At 54.4% G+C, this 17039-nt stretch carries 18 protein-coding genes and 1 pseudogene; 3 read left to right on the top strand and 16 right to left on the bottom strand.

The window, feature by feature from the left end; genetic code table 11:
• Positions 1–2: 2 nt before the first annotated feature.
• The 5 genes from GOW72_RS10510 to GOW72_RS10490 form a co-directional block, all read right to left on the bottom strand.
• The gene (locus GOW72_RS10510; protein WP_170366822.1) at positions 3–2069 is read right to left on the bottom strand and encodes an oxidoreductase; all 2067 of its coding nucleotides are present in this window, start codon (positions 2067–2069) and stop codon (positions 3–5) included.
• A gap of 94 nt (positions 2070–2163) precedes the next feature.
• Positions 2164–3219, bottom strand: coding sequence for an ABC transporter substrate-binding protein (locus GOW72_RS10505; protein WP_170339920.1), 1056 nt, complete (start codon positions 3217–3219; stop codon positions 2164–2166).
• Positions 3216–4331 (bottom strand): ABC transporter ATP-binding protein, encoded by a 1116-nt coding sequence (locus tag GOW72_RS10500; RefSeq protein ID WP_170366821.1) that lies wholly within the window; start codon positions 4329–4331, stop codon positions 3216–3218. The genes GOW72_RS10505 and GOW72_RS10500 overlap by 4 nt, the downstream gene beginning before the upstream one ends.
• A gap of 20 nt (positions 4332–4351) precedes the next feature.
• The gene (locus tag GOW72_RS10495; RefSeq protein ID WP_170357403.1) at positions 4352–5146 is read right to left on the bottom strand and encodes an ABC transporter permease; all 795 of its coding nucleotides are present in this window, start codon (positions 5144–5146) and stop codon (positions 4352–4354) included.
• Complete coding sequence (locus GOW72_RS10490) at positions 5143–6006, bottom strand: ABC transporter permease (RefSeq protein ID WP_170366820.1); 864 nt, start codon at positions 6004–6006, stop codon at positions 5143–5145. Before GOW72_RS10490 ends, GOW72_RS10495 begins: the two co-directional genes overlap by 4 nt.
• 191 nt (positions 6007–6197) lie before the next feature.
• Between GOW72_RS10490 and GOW72_RS10485 the strand changes: the two genes are divergently transcribed.
• Positions 6198–6839: a TetR family transcriptional regulator C-terminal domain-containing protein gene (locus GOW72_RS10485; RefSeq protein WP_170366819.1), complete on the top strand. Its 642-nt coding sequence runs from the start codon at positions 6198–6200 to the stop codon at positions 6837–6839.
• A gap of 296 nt (positions 6840–7135) precedes the next feature.
• Here GOW72_RS10485 and GOW72_RS19130 read toward each other — a convergent pair.
• The 11 genes and pseudogenes from GOW72_RS19130 to GOW72_RS10435 all read right to left on the bottom strand — a co-directional run.
• Positions 7136–7387: pseudogene (locus GOW72_RS19130) on the bottom strand (IS6 family transposase); the annotation flags it as partial.
• Positions 7388–7642: 255 nt separating this feature from the next.
• Entirely contained in the window at positions 7643–8773 is a 1131-nt protein-coding gene (locus GOW72_RS10480; protein ID WP_170366818.1) for a cytochrome-c peroxidase, read from the bottom strand.
• Positions 8770–9147: a hypothetical protein gene (locus GOW72_RS10475; protein ID WP_170366817.1), complete on the bottom strand. Its 378-nt coding sequence runs from the start codon at positions 9145–9147 to the stop codon at positions 8770–8772. The genes GOW72_RS10480 and GOW72_RS10475 overlap by 4 nt, the downstream gene beginning before the upstream one ends.
• Entirely contained in the window at positions 9144–9950 is an 807-nt protein-coding gene (locus tag GOW72_RS10470; protein WP_170366816.1) for an amidohydrolase family protein, read from the bottom strand. Before GOW72_RS10470 ends, GOW72_RS10475 begins: the two co-directional genes overlap by 4 nt.
• Positions 9951–9971: 21 nt before the next feature.
• Positions 9972–10838, bottom strand: coding sequence for a dioxygenase family protein (locus GOW72_RS10465; protein WP_170366815.1), 867 nt, complete (start codon positions 10836–10838; stop codon positions 9972–9974).
• A gap of 10 nt (positions 10839–10848) precedes the next feature.
• A complete protein-coding gene (locus GOW72_RS10460; protein WP_170339327.1) occupies positions 10849–12153 on the bottom strand; it encodes a TRAP transporter large permease in 1305 nt (434 codons plus the stop codon).
• The gene (locus GOW72_RS10455) at positions 12150–12701 is read right to left on the bottom strand and encodes a TRAP transporter small permease subunit (RefSeq protein WP_170366814.1); all 552 of its coding nucleotides are present in this window, start codon (positions 12699–12701) and stop codon (positions 12150–12152) included. The genes GOW72_RS10460 and GOW72_RS10455 overlap by 4 nt, the downstream gene beginning before the upstream one ends.
• A 30-nt stretch (positions 12702–12731) precedes the next feature.
• Positions 12732–13805 (bottom strand): C4-dicarboxylate TRAP transporter substrate-binding protein, encoded by a 1074-nt coding sequence (locus GOW72_RS10450; RefSeq protein ID WP_170366813.1) that lies wholly within the window; start codon positions 13803–13805, stop codon positions 12732–12734.
• A gap of 34 nt (positions 13806–13839) precedes the next feature.
• Positions 13840–14295, bottom strand: a complete 456-nt coding sequence (locus GOW72_RS10445; protein WP_170366812.1) for an OsmC family protein — start codon at positions 14293–14295, stop codon at positions 13840–13842.
• A gap of 18 nt (positions 14296–14313) precedes the next feature.
• Positions 14314–14979: a malonic semialdehyde reductase gene (locus tag GOW72_RS10440; protein WP_170339949.1), complete on the bottom strand. Its 666-nt coding sequence runs from the start codon at positions 14977–14979 to the stop codon at positions 14314–14316.
• Entirely contained in the window at positions 14976–15860 is an 885-nt protein-coding gene (locus GOW72_RS10435; RefSeq protein ID WP_170366811.1) for a fumarylacetoacetate hydrolase family protein, read from the bottom strand. Before GOW72_RS10435 ends, GOW72_RS10440 begins: the two co-directional genes overlap by 4 nt.
• 84 nt (positions 15861–15944) lie before the next feature.
• Here GOW72_RS10435 and GOW72_RS10430 point away from each other — a divergent pair, with 84 nt between their 5' ends.
• Both GOW72_RS10430 and GOW72_RS10425 read left to right on the top strand, forming a co-directional pair.
• Complete coding sequence (locus tag GOW72_RS10430) at positions 15945–16331, top strand: YciI family protein (protein ID WP_170366810.1); 387 nt, start codon at positions 15945–15947, stop codon at positions 16329–16331.
• A gap of 42 nt (positions 16332–16373) precedes the next feature.
• The gene (locus GOW72_RS10425; RefSeq protein WP_170366809.1) at positions 16374–17039 is read left to right on the top strand and encodes a GntR family transcriptional regulator; all 666 of its coding nucleotides are present in this window, start codon (positions 16374–16376) and stop codon (positions 17037–17039) included.

Raw genomic sequence — 17039 nt, 5'->3', positions numbered from 1 at the left:
CCTCAAAGAAGTTCAAGGGAAACGAGTTCCCGACGGAAAAATTCGCGGTCAATTTCGCCCGCCTCGCGTTCAAAATTCCGAGCAGCCATGTGACCCGAATATACTGCGTCCGCGATCAAGCCGGGGTTTGCTGCATCTCCGATCAATTCCAACGTAGTCAGCGGGTTGTTGGCCAAGCTGCGCAGCTCATCGTAGAGGTTGGTTTCGCGCGCGCGCTGCGTCACCAACACAACTGAACCACATTCTTTGGTCTGTTCTTGCCCCGTGTACGCACATCGCACGGTCGCCTGCCCCGGCGCCACGTTGTCCAATGTATGAGACAGGACCAGTTGAACGCCGCCCTCCAGAAGACTGCGTTGTACTCGAGTTTGTTCCAGCGTTAGTTCAGTAAACGGCGAAACCATTGAAGCCGGGGTTACAAAGACGACCTCATGTCCAGCCCGAGCCAGATGATCCGCCAATACACCACCGAGATATGCCTGTTCATCATCGTAGACCAAAACCGGACCGCTCCCCGGCAGTGTCCCTGACATGATGTCATCCGGCGTAAATACCTGAGCGCCGGCGCTTATTGATACGCCGTGAAATCCAGATTTCCCGCGCCCGTCTCGTCGCCATTTTGCGCCAGTTGCGACAAAGACGTTCGGAATAGCCAGCTCGACAACCTCGGTTGCTGACAACAGGCTGTCGGTGAACAGTTGAACGTTCCCTCTTTGCCTAAGGTCATAAATCCTGTGATCTGTGACGCGTTTCCAAGCGGACAGCCCGGTCAGACCAGACTCCTGCAAGACACGGCCGCCAAGCTCTTGCTTGGCTTCCGCCAGAGTTACCTCGTATCCCCGCCGCGCCAATTGCATGGCGCATTCAAGTCCGGCTGGTCCGCTGCCCACAACGAGCGCAGTTTTCTCTTTCCCCCGACGCTCAATGAACTCTGGATGCCATTTCCGCCGCCACTCTTCGCCCATGGTCGGGTTTTGTGTGCAGCGTATGGGGACACCGAGAGAGTCGGATGAAACACAGATATTGCAACCGATGCACTCACGGATTTCTTCGATGCGACCTTCCTTGATTTTGTTGGGCAGAAACGGATCAGCGATGGATGGCCTCGCCGCGCCGATAAAATCAAGAATGCCTTTCCTGACCAGTGACGCCATCAAATCCGGCGACGTAAGACGCCCGACGCCAACAACAGGTTTGGAAGTCACCTGTTTCACGAATTCGATATATGAGGTTTGAAAGCCGTCGCGGGGCTCGAACCGGGTAGTTGCAGAGTCGTTGCTCCAATCTGCCACGTTAACATCCCAAAGGTCAGGAAGCTCGGCCAGCAACTCGACTACAGCACGGCCTTCTTCCTGCGCTTGCATGCCGTCTGCCCCGAGCATTTCGTCAACCGCAAATCGCAGGGCAATGGCGCAATCGTCTCCAACCTCTTCCTTGGTTTCTTCAAGAAGCTCGCGGGTTAGCCGCACCCGGTTCTCCAGTGAACCTCCATACTCATCCGTTCGATCATTGAACTGTGGCAGCAGGAAATGATGAGGCAAGGTCATGTGATGCCCGGCATATACATACACGATGTCGAACCCGGCTTCGCGCGAACGGCGAGCCGCTGCGCGATGCCACTTGCGAAATTCGCGAATGTCCGCCTTATCCATCGCCCTGGCTTGCTTGGGATAAGCAGTTTGCAAGGCAAGTTCTGAAGGCGCCAGCAAAGGGGCCCGGCTCAGATGATTTTGCGCGTGGTGACCGTTATGCGCCAATTCAATAGCCGCCAAAGACCCCTTTCCATGCACCGCCTCGGTCATCAGGCGCAGCGCCGGAATATCCCGCTCATCCCAAAGTCGGTTTTCGGCAAACGGGGACAGGTCAGAAGTCGGGTGAATTTCCGTCTCCTGGTTGGAGACGACGGCCCAACCACCCTCGGCCTTCATTGCCCGCATGGCAGCCTCGGCCTGCGGTCGCAAGTGCCCCATGCCGTTGCAGTGGGGCACTTGGTAGAACCGGTTTCGAGCCGTCACTGGCCCAATTTGAACCGGTTCAAAGAGTACAGAATATCCGTCAGCGCCTGACATTGCCGCGCTTCCTCCAAGAAAATCGGAAATGGTTTCGTGGGAATGGAAGGGTTTCTACATCCCCACCATTCCCGGCTGTGTTGTAAGAGCGCCTTTAGAAGCCCGCTTTGATGCGCTCGAATTCCTTCAACATCTTCGCCTCCAACTCGGGGTTAACGGCGTCAAAGAACAAGCTGCCTTCAAAGAAGCTGTCCACATCCGAGAACCCGTAAGTCTCGATCAACTCCGGGTCTGCCTGTGCAAAAGCGTCTTCATTGGCGTGGGCGTACCCCCAGCTTTCAATGATGTACTTCCCACTTGCCGCGGAGCTGAGCGCGTTCAGCATGTCATAGACCTGCTCATCCGACTGCTTCGCAGATTTCAGATGTACATAACCGCAGACCCAGGTCGCGATGCCTTTGTCCACATCACGCATCATGACTGCTGGGGTTTCGTTCCAGATCAGGTTCAGTTCCGATTGGTTCCATCCCCAACCCAGCGTGACCTCACCGCTGGCAATTGCCTGATCCAGTTGGCCGGCATCGGACCAATAAAACCGCACGTTCGGATGAACCGCGCGCAGATAGTCCGCCGCTTTTTGGAATTCCTCGTCACTCATATCGGTATAGCTGGACGCTCCAGTCGCCAAGGCTGCCATTGCAAAGGCACTGGAAGCGGCGTCCGGAATGGCGACTTTGCCCTGATAGGCGGGATCTGCAAGCAATTGCAGCGAAACATCATCCGCCGAAATCATATCGGTGCGATAGATCAGGCCGGTGTTGCCCCACTCAAACGGCACCATGTAGGTCTGCCCATCGATCGTGATGCCATCGACCTCTTTGATCTTGGGCATCAACTTGTCCCAATTCTCCAGCTTGCTGGTGTCGATTGGCTTGATCAAATCTGCCGCCACCCATTTCCTCAGAGCATCTGTGCAGGGGTGAGCCAAATCGGCCTCAAACCCGGACTGAAGCTTGGTGAACGCTTCTTCCACGCTGCCAAAATAGGTGTAGCTGGGCGCCCCACCGTACTTTTCGACATAATCGCCGTAGAAACCCTGATCCTCATATCCGGACCAGTCAAAAACGGTCAGGTCAGCGGCGTTCGCCAGAGCTTGGCCCGCGGTAAAGGTGGCAACTACTGCTGCCGTAAGTGATGCTGTTTTAATCATTGTTCTCCTCCCAAAGATTCACGTTTACCCAAGTCAATCACCGAGGCGCTTTGAACGCCAAGCCAGACGGTATCGCCGCGCGTGTGATCGACCGTGTGAAAGTAGTTTGGTACTGCGACGGCAATGCTGTCTTTCAGACCATCGACGCGCACATAGTAGTGGACACTCTCGCCATAAAAGGCGACGTCCGAGACCTCGCCCTGAACAAGAGCATCATAGCCATCCGGTTTTTCCGAGCTTATTTCCAGTTGCTCAGGTCGAACCCCGACAAGAAGTTCGTTGTCATGCACCTGGACGTTGGGGTTCACCCCGATTTCCATCTTCCCAAAGCCCTTGACGTTGACTTCGAGCGTTTCAGAATTCTCCGAAGTCACTTCGGCATCCAGAAAGTTCATTCCACCGATGAAAGAAGCCACTTCCCGGTTGCAAGGTTGGGAATACAGGACCTCTGGCTTATCCACCTGCTTGAGCTGCCCGGCGAACATGACGCCGATGCGGTCGGACATGGTCATCGCCTCGTACTGGTCATGCGTGACCATGACGAAAGTAATTCCAAGCTTCTGTTGAAGGCGTCGCATCTCCAACTGCATCGCTTCGCGCAGATTTTTGTCCAACGCAGACAACGGTTCATCCAAGAGCAATACCTTGGGCCGCATAACGAGTGCCCGGGCGAGTGCCACACGTTGCCGCTGACCTCCCGACAATTCGTTGGCTTTTCGGTCCTGCAGGCCGCCAAGCTCGACCATCGCAAGCGCCTCGGCAACGCGCTCTTTGATTTCCCTCCGAGACAGCTTTGTTTTGCGTAATCCGAAGCCAACATTGTCGCCGACGTTCAAGTGCGGAAAGATCGCATAGCTTTGGAACACCATATTTGTAGGGCGCTTGTTGGCAGGCACCTCTCCCATCGTCCGACCATCGATCCGGATCTCGCCTTCTTCGTGATCCTGAAAACCCGCGATGATACGCAATGCCGTTGTCTTGCCGCAGCCTGAAGGGCCAAGCAACGAAAAGAACTCACCTTCTTTCAAGGTCAGGTTCAGATCAGACACAGCCACAAAGGAACCAAAGCGTTTTTCTACGCCCCGAATTTCGATGATGTTCTGTTCGCTCATCTTACTTGTTTCCTTTGGCTTCAATCTGAGGACTGGATGGAACGGCGGCGGAAATATTCGGCAATCAACAGCAGCAGGACCGATGACAGTAATAGCAGTGACCCCAGTGCCAACGTGTTGGGCAGCTTTGCCGGGAAGCGGATTTGGCTCCAGATATACACCGGCAGTGTTGGGCTGTTTCCGGATAGGAAAAAGGCCAGGACGAACTCGTCAAACGACACTGTGAAGGTGACCAACAGGCTGGCAATGATTCCCGGCGCGACGATTGGCAGGGTAACACGTCGAAACGTTCCAACAACGCTTTCACCAAGATCGAACGCGGCCTCCTCCAGGGACTGGTCGAAGTCGTCGAACGCAGACTTCATGATCGACACGGAAAAGGGCAGCGCCACAAACACATGCCCAAGGATCACGGTGGTCAGCGATGGTTTCAGCCCGATGCTGATGAACAGAACCAGCATTGAACTGGCAACGATGATGCCGGGAATGACCAGTGGAAGCATGACCAATCCCTCGGACAACTCACGCCCCGTGAAGCGATAACGGACATAGGCGCGAGCTGCAAAGAGACCCAGGGAAGTTGCCATCAGGGCAGTCACGCTGCCGACGATCAGCGAATTCACCATGGCTTGCAACAGCGTGTCTTGCTGACCCAACTGCGCGTACCATTTCAACGTGAAACCTTTGAGCGGGAACGCCACGATGGTTCCGTCATTGAACGAAAACAGCGGCAACAGCAAAACCGGCAGATAGAGAAACACCAGGTAGGCAATCGCGTAAACCAGCAACCATGAGATGCGAAATACCCTGGTCATCTGATCCTCCGACCCAATGCGGTGACGACCACCACGAACAGGATCGCAACGCAGCCGACCGAAAGCATGGCGAGAAGAGACAGAGTTGCACCCAACGGCCAATTATTGGCGGCGCCAAACTGCACCTGGATCAAGTTCGCGACCATTTTTCCCTGAGATCCACCGACCAAGGCCGGAGTGACGTAATCGCCGACGGTTGGGATGAAAATGATCAGGCAGGCCGCGATGATCCCCGGCACCGTCAGGGGCAGTGTCACACGTACAAAGCGCTCCAACTTACTGCAGCCAAGGTCTGTTGCAGCCTCCAAAAGGCTGCGGTCAATCTTTTGCAGCGATACATAGATCGGCAGGATGGCAAACGGTGCCCAGGCGTGGGCGAGCGTAAGGACCACAGCAAACTCATTGTAGAGCAGGAATGTCAGTGGTTCTTGTATCAAACCCAATGAAATCAGTGCCGAGTTCAACACCCCGTTGAAACCAAGAATGAGTTTCCAACTGAACACGCGCAGAAGGTAGCTGCTCCAAAAAGGAATAGTGATCAACAACAGCCAGAGGGTCTTTTTTTGCGTACGAAAAGCAATGAAGTAGGCAATCGGATAGGCCAGACAAACCGTTGCCAAGGTCACCGCACCCGCAATTGCAACCGAACGGATCATTAGGTGTCGAACCAAGGGGTCAGTAAACGCCTCTTGGTAGTTCACCCAAGTCAATGTCCGGTCAATCTGAACATATGTCTGGGTCCAAAAACTGTAGGCGACAAGAATACAGAGCGGCACGGCTACAAGCAGCCCCACGTAGAGCGTCGCAGGCGCGCTAAGTGCCAGGCCCTTGCCCGTCTCACTTCGTAGTGCTCCTGCCATGCTTCCCTGCTGAATGTCGTTTTCGATGCTGTGACAACAGTCGATCACAAAATGGACAATCGTCCATTTAAATCTGGGATTTTTGCACTAGTTGTGTCAACTGATTATTTCGACATAGAGGCTGGCCAATTTCGCATCGGCCACTAGACGCCACCGCAAGAGACTGAAAACAAATAGAGCCGCCTAATCATATGACCGGAAGACGACAAGAAATACGCGAACGAAATCGCCTTTCTCTGATCGAGGCCGTACTCGACTCGGTGGCAGAGAAAGGGATTTCCGAGACCTCAGTCAGCGAAATCATCCAACGCGCCAATCTGTCCCGCGGCATGATTCATCTTCATTTTGGTGGTAAGGACAACTTGGTCGACGAAGCCGCCCGCTATTCATCCGAACAATACTACAACGGCATTTATGACTTGTTGGAAGCGACCGGGCAAACCGGACAGGAACATATTGAGATGATTGTTCGGGGCGACTTGAGTGAAACCATTCTCAACAAGAAAAACGTCTCCATTTGGTACGCATTTCGAGGCGAGGCCCGAAACAGAGCAGCAATCGCTGCGTTTTCAGATACCCGCGACGCCAAGCTTCGGAACTTGGTTTTCAACGCTTTCGCTCGAATTGCAAAAGAAACTGGGACGGAACACCCTAATCAAGTTGCCAGGGACGCCACGCACGGCACACTCGCAATGCTCGAAGGCATGTGGACTGATTACCTACTCCACCCGGATTCATTTGACCGCGACGAAGCAATGAGAATTGTCTTCCGATTTCTGCGTGCAATGTTCCCAAAGCACTTTGACCTGAATGGCGCAGTGTTGTCTGAGTAGAGATCGCGAAAGGTTTCCTGTCTGGCTATTGTAGAGGTGGGCAATCCCATCTTTCAGTCAACATCATGGAAGCAGAGAGATGAATGGACCGCGGCGGATTTAAGTAAACTTTGCACGCTTCGGAAAAGCGGCCTCAGTCTGCATATCGCGCTTTCTCTGATCGAGGCAGAGCGGCACAGCGCACGGTACTACCCACAGAAACCCGTGGCAAGAAAACAGTGGCGAAAGTCGGGAATGGGTGGCGGTGCTGTCAGACGAAGTCGAACCAGTCTCAGTTTACCGCGGGAACCACGAACCTATCCGGAACAAAGTTGACTCCACTCGCAACGACCGGCGAGGCGGATCAGCCTGAAGGGGCTTGGGCTGGTTAGCGATCTTTCCTAGTTGAAGTGGTCAAATACAGAGGATTTGAAGACGGCGAATTTCTGTAGATTTCGCATGTGTTTGAAACGCTGTAACGCGAGGTCGAGTCGTAGAAACGGCAGGTGGGAGTTCTCGAGGCGGTCATTGAGCCACCTGCCCGTTTGCCGTTTGTTAAAAGCGCCCAACCCAATTGCCTTAGTGCAGCCTTTTAGCATGCGAAGCGACCAGTGACGAAAGTTTTTGTGGGCAGGCGCTGGAGCAAGACGATATTTTACTCGGGAACGGCCCGACCAAAGTAGGCAACAAGGGGTTCGGCATAGATCATTCGGACGACTGCAACGACCTTGTTTTGTTGGCCACACTCTCTGACGTGGAAAGGGGGTCAGCAAAATGCGACGTGCCGCATAACTCAGGCGGCACTTTGGCTGAATTGGAGTATCTCAAGGCCATGCAACACCGGACAAAGTCTCCAAAAACATAATGAGATCAGCGATCTCCTGCTCGGACAAGCTCAGTTCTGAGAGTATGGCCTCACCGTCGGCATGCAGCCTTTCGGTATCAAGCTCGCTGTAGTGCCGGACCACCGCGTCCAAGTCGATCAAACTGCCGTCGTGCATATAGGGCGGAGTTTCAGCCACACCCCGCAAACTTGGCGTACGAAAGGTCCCAAAATCAGAATGACGCCTATGCACACTGCGAACCGCCCACGCACCTTGCTTGGCGGGATCGTCGTTCCATTCCCCGTCCAGTGTGTAGACGCTTGAAAATAGGAAGTTCAACCCGCCGAACCGTCCTTCATCGACTTCGGTTTCGCTTAGGAAGTAAGGCACACCGGCGTCGTGAAATTCATTGTTGGAAAATGCCGGGCCATTGTGGCAAAGGGCACATTTCCCGCGCCCCAGAAAGAGCTTTAGACCTCTCTGAGCAGCTTCGGGATAGTTCGCAGCCGCCAACAGATCTCCGCGTTCCAGCGCATCGCGGAAACTGTCAAATTGTGTCCGCTCGGTTCTAAGCGTCTCCAAATAGGCTGATAGAGACTTGGCCGTGTTGACCAGGACCAACTCCGGGTCTTGACTTCGGATATTGCCGAAAATGGACTCAAAATCAGCAACATAAGAACTCTCGGAAATTGCCGCCTTTAGACTTTCGCTGCTGTGAGCCATCTCTTGTTCTTCGATGATCGGATGCAGACTTGCTGCCCAGAGACTATCGCTCTTGCCACCCCAACCGTACCAGCGCAGACTCGCAAGGTTTCTCAGGGATGGGGTGTTCCGATCCAACCTGACACGGCCGAGCGCCCGCGCCTCGGATGTTGTAAATGCCTGTTCGGGGTCGTGACAACTCGCACAAGAAAAAGCGCCGTCTACCGACAGCACCGGATCGTTGAACAAAGCCGCGCCGAGCAAAATAGCCCTTGAGTCACCTGAAACGCGATTGCTGGGGTCTGGCTTGTATGTTGGCGGCCACGGCCCGAAGGAAAGCGTTTGCTGTATTTCCTCTTCGGACAATAGAATTTCTGAGTGTACAGCAACCGGAAGCGCCATTAGCGCGGTTAAAGCCCAGAACTTCATTTGAGCGTGATCTCTGACGTGTAGGACAGCGATCGCCCTCCGATATGAACGTCAGCCTGCAGCTCCCAGAGTCCCGGCATGTGAAACAGCAAATCATCGACCCGGAACATTCCATCGCCCAATGCCGAAACTTCGGGAACGTAATTCAAACCGTGCTGATGAGCGGGCATGATTGCATCAACACGCACCTCATGTGCCGTTGCTTCACTGCAGACTGAAATCAGAACGGAAAACGGTTGGGCCAACGGAATTTCGCTGACACCCAAATAAACCGCAGGCGCATCTGGGGCTTCCGACCCCATGCGTTGCCCCACAGCGTCACAAGCAATTGCTGCGCCCGGTGAAGCAAGAAGCCAGGCAACCCAACGGATCATTCTGATGCCAGCAAACGTTCAGCGTTGGCATAGGCGATGTTGTCTGCGATCCGATCCGGCAGCAGATCCAGCCATTCACGCGAAAAATCTGCGTGCGGGCCAACATAGTACCAACGCTCCGGAGCAAATGTGTCCGTCCCAACCATGAACCGTTCGGGATGCGCCTCGAACGCGGCCTTCCAATCCGGGTCTAATCGGCCGCGTGAAACCATATCCGACCGAAAAGCCAAGTCCGCCCAAAGCCTGGGATAGGTATCCAAGGCGTCAGACACACTGGCCGGGTCGTCAAAGCCAGAATGCGCCCACAAAACCCGCGCCTCCGGCCAAGTCTCGAAGATCAGGTCAACTGCCTCGCGATCACCGTGGTGGTGTAAAATGAGGTTCCGCTCTTTGGCCAGTGCAATCATACGCTGGATTACCGGCGTTTTGATATCGTTGCCGTAAGCGTGAAACTCGCCGATAGCTTCGTAGTCGTTTTTGGCCAGGTTTTCCTCCAGATAGTCAATTACAGTTTCATCGTGCATCCAGGTATTGATTTCACCGCGACGACGGTACGGGCGCAACGCTGGAACGACGATGTCCGGTGCCGCGGCCAACAACAGCTGAGTGCCATTGTCGTCTGAGCTGGAAACTAGCGCTTTCCGCACGCCCGCATCCCGAAGGATTTTAGCCACCTGTTCTGGTGGCACCAGTTCGACGGCGTCGTGGCTGTAATGAATATGCGTGTCGAAGATGGGGCGCTCTTGTGCGATGGCGGCACTGCAAAACAGCGCAGCGCCCAAAATGAAGATACGTTTCAGCACCTCAAGCCTCCTATCTATCAATCAGTCCTTGGCAAGCGTCACGTCGAAATTCACATGCAAGAAAGGTTCATGGATCTTACCAGAAAGCTCCATGCCATCAGGAAATTCAGAAGCCGGGCGTTCAACATATGTCATCACCAGATCGTCGCGCACGCCAAACACCGTGTCTTCATCCAGATAGGGATCATCGTCGGGAAATATCTCGGTCACCAAAGTGCGATAACCGGGAGCTTTGACGATGTAATGCAGGTGCGACGGTCGCCAGGGATGGCGACCACAGGCTCGCAGAATGTCTCCGACTGGCCCATCAGATGGCACCGTGTATTCCACTGGTTTGACCGTGGTGAAAGCGTAACGGCCATCTGAGCCGACCGTCATCAAGCCATGAAAAGAGTAGATATCCTGTTCCTCATCCTGACTGGCGTAGAGCCCGTTTGGTGCGGTTTGCCAGATGTCGAGCTCGGCACCCGCAATCGGATTGCCCTTTGTATCCCGGACCACGCCTTCAGCAAGAAGGACCGGCCCGCCGTAGTGACGTTTCATATCGCCACCGATCGGCAGCGGGGGTGCGCCTGAGACGTGAAACGGCCCCAACACAGACGAACTGGTCGCGTCAGGGCTGGAATGCAGCATGTCAACCAATGACGACAGGCCCAACACGTCCGAGGCTAGCACGAATTCATGCCTATCCTCGGTTTCCACCGCGGCGCAGCCTTCCAGAAACGCAATCCCAGCGCGCCACTCGTCATGCGTCAGGTTGGTTTCCCGTGCGAAATCGTGCAGGTGTTTGACCAGAGAGCCCATGATCTCGCGCATTCGTGGATCGGAGTCTTTGGACAGGTACCCCATGAAGACGTCAGTGATATTGTCTTTGGTGACAGAGCGCATCTTGGCCTCCTTAAATCAGGGCAAGGCTGAGGATCGGGAACTCGATCAGAATGAACAGAACGATCAGCATCACAAACGCAAAGGGAAGTGCGCCCATGAACACGTCTTTGAGTGATATGCGGTCGTCGTTGATCGTGGATTTTATGACAAAGCAGGATATGCCTAAAGGCGGTGTCAAAAGCCCGATTTCGGCTCCGACCACGGTGATAATGCCGAACCAGATCAGCGACATATCCAGCGCCTCGGCCATAGGTAGGAACAACGGAACAACGATAAGAATGATCGACGCCGTGTCGAGCAGCGTTCCCAGGAACAGCATCAGAAGAACATAAAGCAGCATGATCGACCAAAAGGACGCGGAATTCCCTGCAAGCAAGTCCTGAAGTTGATTGGGCAACCCCGCCAGTCCCAGCATTCGACTGTATATTGAAGCCGCCGTAATCAGGAACAGGATCGCCGCCGTGATGTGCCCGGTTTCCAGCAACGCGTCCCAGAATGCGCGCGGAGACATAGACTTGCGGGCAACCGCTATGATTAGCGCAACGAAAGCCCCGGCGGCCCCTGCTTCTACTGCCGTCAACCAACCCGTGTAGATACCACCAAGCACGATGGTAATGATGAACAGTGTCGGCAGTGTCTTGGAGGCGATCTCGCGTCCTGACATCCACTCGGTGTCTTCAACAACACGACCACCGACGAAAGCTGGGGTGAAGCGCCCCATGACCCAAATCGCGCCGACATAAGCGATTGCCAGCATAATCCCTGGAATGACCCCCGCCAGGAACATGTCCCCAACGGATTGTTCGGCCACGAAGGAATAGATGATCAGCATTGCCGACGGCGGGATGATCATCCCCAAGACCGAAGACCCGGCTACAACCCCAACCGCAAAACGTGGATTATATGCCTGCGCCATCATTTGCGGGACCGAGACTTTGGTGAACACTGATGCGGACGCAATGGACGACCCGGTAACGGCCGCAAACACGGCATTTGCTCCGACGGTCGCCATTCCGATACCGCCTTTGACCTTGCGAAATCGCATGGTCATGACCTCGTAAATATCCCTACCTAGTCCCGCTTTTGAAACGATGAGCCCCATAAAGGTAAACAGCGGGATGGTCGCAAAACTATACTCCATCGCGCTATCGCCAACCGCCACTTTCAACAGGTTGAGCGCAAGCGTGAAGTTGTCCCGCATCAGCCAGATCGACACGAACGAGACCACACCCAGAGCGATAGGAATGTAAACACCCGCGTAAATCAGAAAGACGATGGCGATGACCGAGATCAGGCCAATCTCGATCGGGGTCATTCTGCAGCCTCGTCATGCTCTGGGGTGCGGACAAGTTGCGGGCGGTCCTGCGCCGTGACGACCTTGAGCAGGAAGATCACGCAGGCAAGCGCAGTACCGCACGCGATGACCAGTTTGACCGGCCACCAAGGCAATGTGAAAAGACCCGGTACTCCGAAGTAGTCCTGTGTCTCCCACATATGAAAAAATTCTGGGAAGGTTACATAAGCGATCAGGGCCATGAAGATTGCGGAAATCGCGTTGATGATGCGCCTCAGGTTGGCTGTCAGACCGGGGCGACGATGGTGTAGCAGGTTCAAAAACCCGTCCGAGCGCGTCAATCGATCCACTCTGACCACATCGGCCAGCTGCAGGAACACGATCATCACGACCGAGAATTGCACCATCTCGTAGGTTCCGCGTAGTGGGGCCGAAAACAGGCCCCGCGCAATGACGTCAACATTCAGAATGACCACCAACGCCAGGACGACAAGCGTACCCAATGCGTTGGCGGCGATTGCAAGCGAATTGGCGACCCGCGACAAGCCAGCAACTGCGGTCTTCAGCATGAAAGGCCCCTTTCGTGGATCGCCAGCCAGTTATTTGGCCGTCCAGTCACGAACTCCGGTGAAACCCGCGTCCTGCAGCTTGCCGAGGTAAGCGGCCAAAATCGCGTCGCCTTGTTCTCCGTTTTCATTCAGGGTGGCTGCCCATTCCTGTGCAACATTTGGCATGGCGTTGGCCCAAGCCGCTCGTTCTTCGTCCGAAACTTCGACAATCGTTCCGCCGGCTTCGGTATAGGCATCCCTTGAGGCCGCGGCGCGGTCCATAGCGATACCGGCCACATGATCACGGTAGTCGATGGCAACGGCCTTAAGAACGTCTTTGACTTCGTCCGGCAACTTTGCCCAATAGTCAGAATTCACAGTTATCGTCTTGGAATTCACCGCACCCAAGTCAGCTTTGAGCATGTAAGGAGCTACTTCGGCGATCTTGAATGTTTTGGCAGCCTCCGGCCAAAGCATCGCACAATCGACCAGGCCAGTTTGAAGCATATTGTAGAAATCGGTCAGGCCACCACGTACCCCGGCCGCGTCTTTGATGCCTTCAAGATATCTGAGGTTCAGTCCAGCTCCGGCCACTTTCCGGCCTTCCAGATCTGAAACAGCCGAAACCGGCTCTGTACAGAAAACCTGATAGGTATCGAGCACGACGCCAGTTGCCAGGTAAACCTGGTTCTGCGCGGCAAACTCATTTTGCATCGCCGGGAACTCACGCGCGATTTCATCCACGGCTTTGGCCACAGCACGGGCGTCGGATGCAACGAAAGGCGTCGACCCCGAGATACCCTGACTAGGTAGCTTTGAAGAATGGAAGATCGTTGTGACGATCCCAATATCTCCAAGGCCAAGCTGGACACCTTCCAAAACACCCTTCGGCTTGACGATCGAACCGCCATAGTTCTCTTGCCAATTCATCCTGTAGTTACCGGACTCAGCCAGCCGCTTGTCCACTTCTGGAATGAAGAAATTGGTGAATTCCTTCACCCATAGGGCCCGATCTGGGTACCCATCAATCACAACGGCTGAAATGGTCTCTTCCGCCTTAGCAGGCATCGCCATGACGCTTGCCACAGCAGCCGCAACAAGGCTGCGTTTGGTCCAGTTTTTCATTTCTCTCCTCCCAGAAAGTCGGGTCTATTGACTTTTAGCTGCTTGTTTTGACCCAGTTGACGGTCAGGTCAGTGCCTGCCGCTTCGAACAGCTTTGCGATGGCACAGTATTTGGCCGTTTCCTCACCCACGCGTGTCAGCTCCTCCTGACTGGCGGGTGTTTCACAATTTACGGTGAGTACGATTTCCGGAAACGGAACATCGATCTCTTCTTCCATTAGGACGCCGCGCCGATCCAACCTGCATTTCGCGTCTATCGTCACTGTGCCAAGATCAATTCCCAAACGGTGCGCATTCTTGTGCCCAATGACGTTGGTGCAGGCGATCAGCGCTGCCATCGCGGTTTCGGTCGGAGACGGGCCAAGATTTGTTCCGCCCCGTTCGACCGGTTCGTCGACGACAACATCCAAATCACGAATGGGAATTTCGGTACGCGCGTGCGTCGGGCATTGAGCTGTCGTGCGGTACGTGACGACAGGTTTCAATTTCATGGCCACTGGGTCACCTCCTCATGCATAAGAGCAAACCTTTTCGAATGGGAAGCGAGGCAGCTTGTGAAAAAGTCCCGTTTCATCTGCGTAGCCCAAATTGCACAAAAAGTTCGACTTGAGCGTTGTTCCTGCAAAGAACTCCTCGTCGACGATCTTGTTCGAAAAGCCTGACATCGCACCGACATCCAACCCTACTGCTCGGGCGGCGATCATGAAGTAAGCGCCCTGAAGCGTTCCATTGCGAAACGCTGTATCGGCTACATATTCGGGATTGTTCTCAAACAATGGCCGTCGGTCTTCGTGCGGGAAAAGAAAAGGCAATTCCTTCCAGAAGTCCATGTCATAGGCAATGATCGCCGTGACCGGCGCATCCATCATTTTTGGAACGTTCTTTGGCTTCAACGACTTGGCAAGCCGCTCTTTTCCTTCGGCACTTTTCACGAAAACGAAGCGGGCGGGCAGCGTATTCATGCTGGTCGCGCCGTTGATCGTGATGTCATAAATCTCTTCGAGCAGATCGTCAGAAACTGGCTGGTCGGTCCAAGCATAGTGAGACCTGGACTCGCGAAGGATCAAGGCAATTGCATCGTCGGACAAACGCGGAATGCGCTCGCGCAGATCACGATGATCTTGCTGCGCCTTGGCGCGAAGTGCTTCCAGCTCTGCCCCGGTTGGTGCGGTCATGCTGCGGCCACCTTGGACTTGGCGTCTTTTTCGTCAATGACTGGGCTGGCGCAAATTCCAATGCCTTCAATCTCGACCTCTACGGTTTCGCCGGGCTTCAACCAACGGGGATTGGGCTTTTTGGCGTGTCCCACACCAGGCGGCGTGCCCAGCGCAATCAGATCCCCCGGCTCCAAAGTGGTATATTCCGAAATCGTCGCAATTACCTGCCGGACCCCCCAGATCATGTTGGCCGTATTCGAGCTTTGCAGGATTTCATCGCCCACACGGCTTTCGATCTTCAGACCTGATGCCCCTTCCGGCAACTCATCCGGCGTCACGGTGAAAGGACCGATCGCGCCCGTGTCATCAAAGTTTTTGCCGGGCGTCCACTGAACGGTTTTGCGCTGATAGTCCCGCAGCGAACCATCGTTGAATACAGTGTAGCCAAAGACATAATCCAGCGCGTCCTGCTCCGAGATATGGCGGCCGCGTTTTCCAACGATCAGCATTAGTTCGGCTTCGTAGTCGAGTTTTTCAGAACACGCAGGCCGCACCATAGGCTGGCCTGCCGCCATGATCGAATTCTTACCGCGCATGAACAGCGTTGGATATTCGGGGATGTCGTAGCCGCCCTCTTTGATGTGATCCGTATAGTTCAAACCCATACAAATGATCGTGCCGGGTGACGCCACGGGCAACGCCGGTGTGACTGAGGATAACGGCACACTATCTGCCGAGGTGATTTTTTCAGCCAGCGAGTCGGCCAGGCCAGGCTTGCTGATCAAACCCATCAAATCGGAACCGACGGCAGGGTCCAAAGCCGTTAGATTCACTGCGTTTTCACCGTTCACGGCAAAAACCGCTGTGCCTTCCGAAGTCTCTCCCACCAGGTATTTCATTGTCACCTTCCATGTTAGCTTGCTTGATTTTTGCCGACTATTTTGCCATATGTCAAATAATATCGATATTTTTGGAGGCCGCGAATGGTTGCTTGGGCAGACTACAAATCAGAAGCAAAAAGCCGCGGTGCGCTTGCGTTGGAGCTTTACGTCGCGCTGAGCACGCCAGCCAAAGCGCCCGAAGATGTAAAAGCTTCACTGCCAGATCACCTGGCGTATCAGGCGCAGCTTGAACATTCGGGGCAGTTGGCTTTTGCAGGTCCCATGTCGGATGAAACCGGCGAGCATATGCAGGGCATTGGCCTCATCATCTATAGGGCCGACAGTCTCGAAGCCGCCCGAAAGCTTGCAGAAGATGACCCGATGCACAAAAGCGGGGCACGCAGCTTTGTACTTCGGCGATGGCTAATAAACGAGGGCTCGCTGAACATCTCAATCGGACTATCGACTGGAACGAGCACGCTCAGCTAAGAGCTCCCAATAGACTGCGCCACGAAGAAGGGAATGCCAGACATGGATGCCATGCTTGATACCGAGGGCAAAGAGACATCCGCCACTCATGGTGCGTATCGAAAACTGCGCGAAATGATCCTGACTGGCGAGCTGCCGCCCGGTCAAAAGCTCAAGATCGAACAGCTCCGCGGGATGCTGGACACCGGCGCAAGCCCGGTTCGCGAAGCACTAAGCCTTTTGACATCGGATATGTTGGTGGAACGAATTGACCAGCGCGGTTTCAGGGCTGCACCAGTAAGCAAATGCAACTTCGAGGAAATCCTTATGTTGCGATGCAATCTTGAAGAAACCGCGTTGCGCAAGTCCATCGCCAATGCAAACTCAGCCTGGGAAGACAGGCTTGTTTTGCGGCACCACCATATGAAAAAGGCGAGCCAAAAAGGGGCACTCGACTTTGAAGACGCACACAAGGCGTTTCACATGGCCTTGTTGGACAATGCGAAGCTTCCTTTACTCTTGCGGTATTGCTCGCAGCTCTACGACCTGAACATCCGCTATCGATATCTGGCGGCTGGCGGGTCGAGTTACAAAAAACGTGATATCAACGCAGAACATCAGGAAATACTGGACGCAGCACTGGATCGCGATGCAGAAAGCGCAACGCGGCATTTGATCGATCATTACCGTCGAACTGGTGAGTATCTGAGCAGTCAGATGGATTCGTGA

It is taken from the genome of Ruegeria arenilitoris (assembly GCF_013032855.1).
In the GTDB taxonomy this organism is placed as follows: domain Bacteria; phylum Pseudomonadota; class Alphaproteobacteria; order Rhodobacterales; family Rhodobacteraceae; genus Ruegeria; species Ruegeria arenilitoris.
Note: the sequence above shows the minus strand (reverse complement) of the source record. Positions and strands in the feature narration are given on the sequence as shown.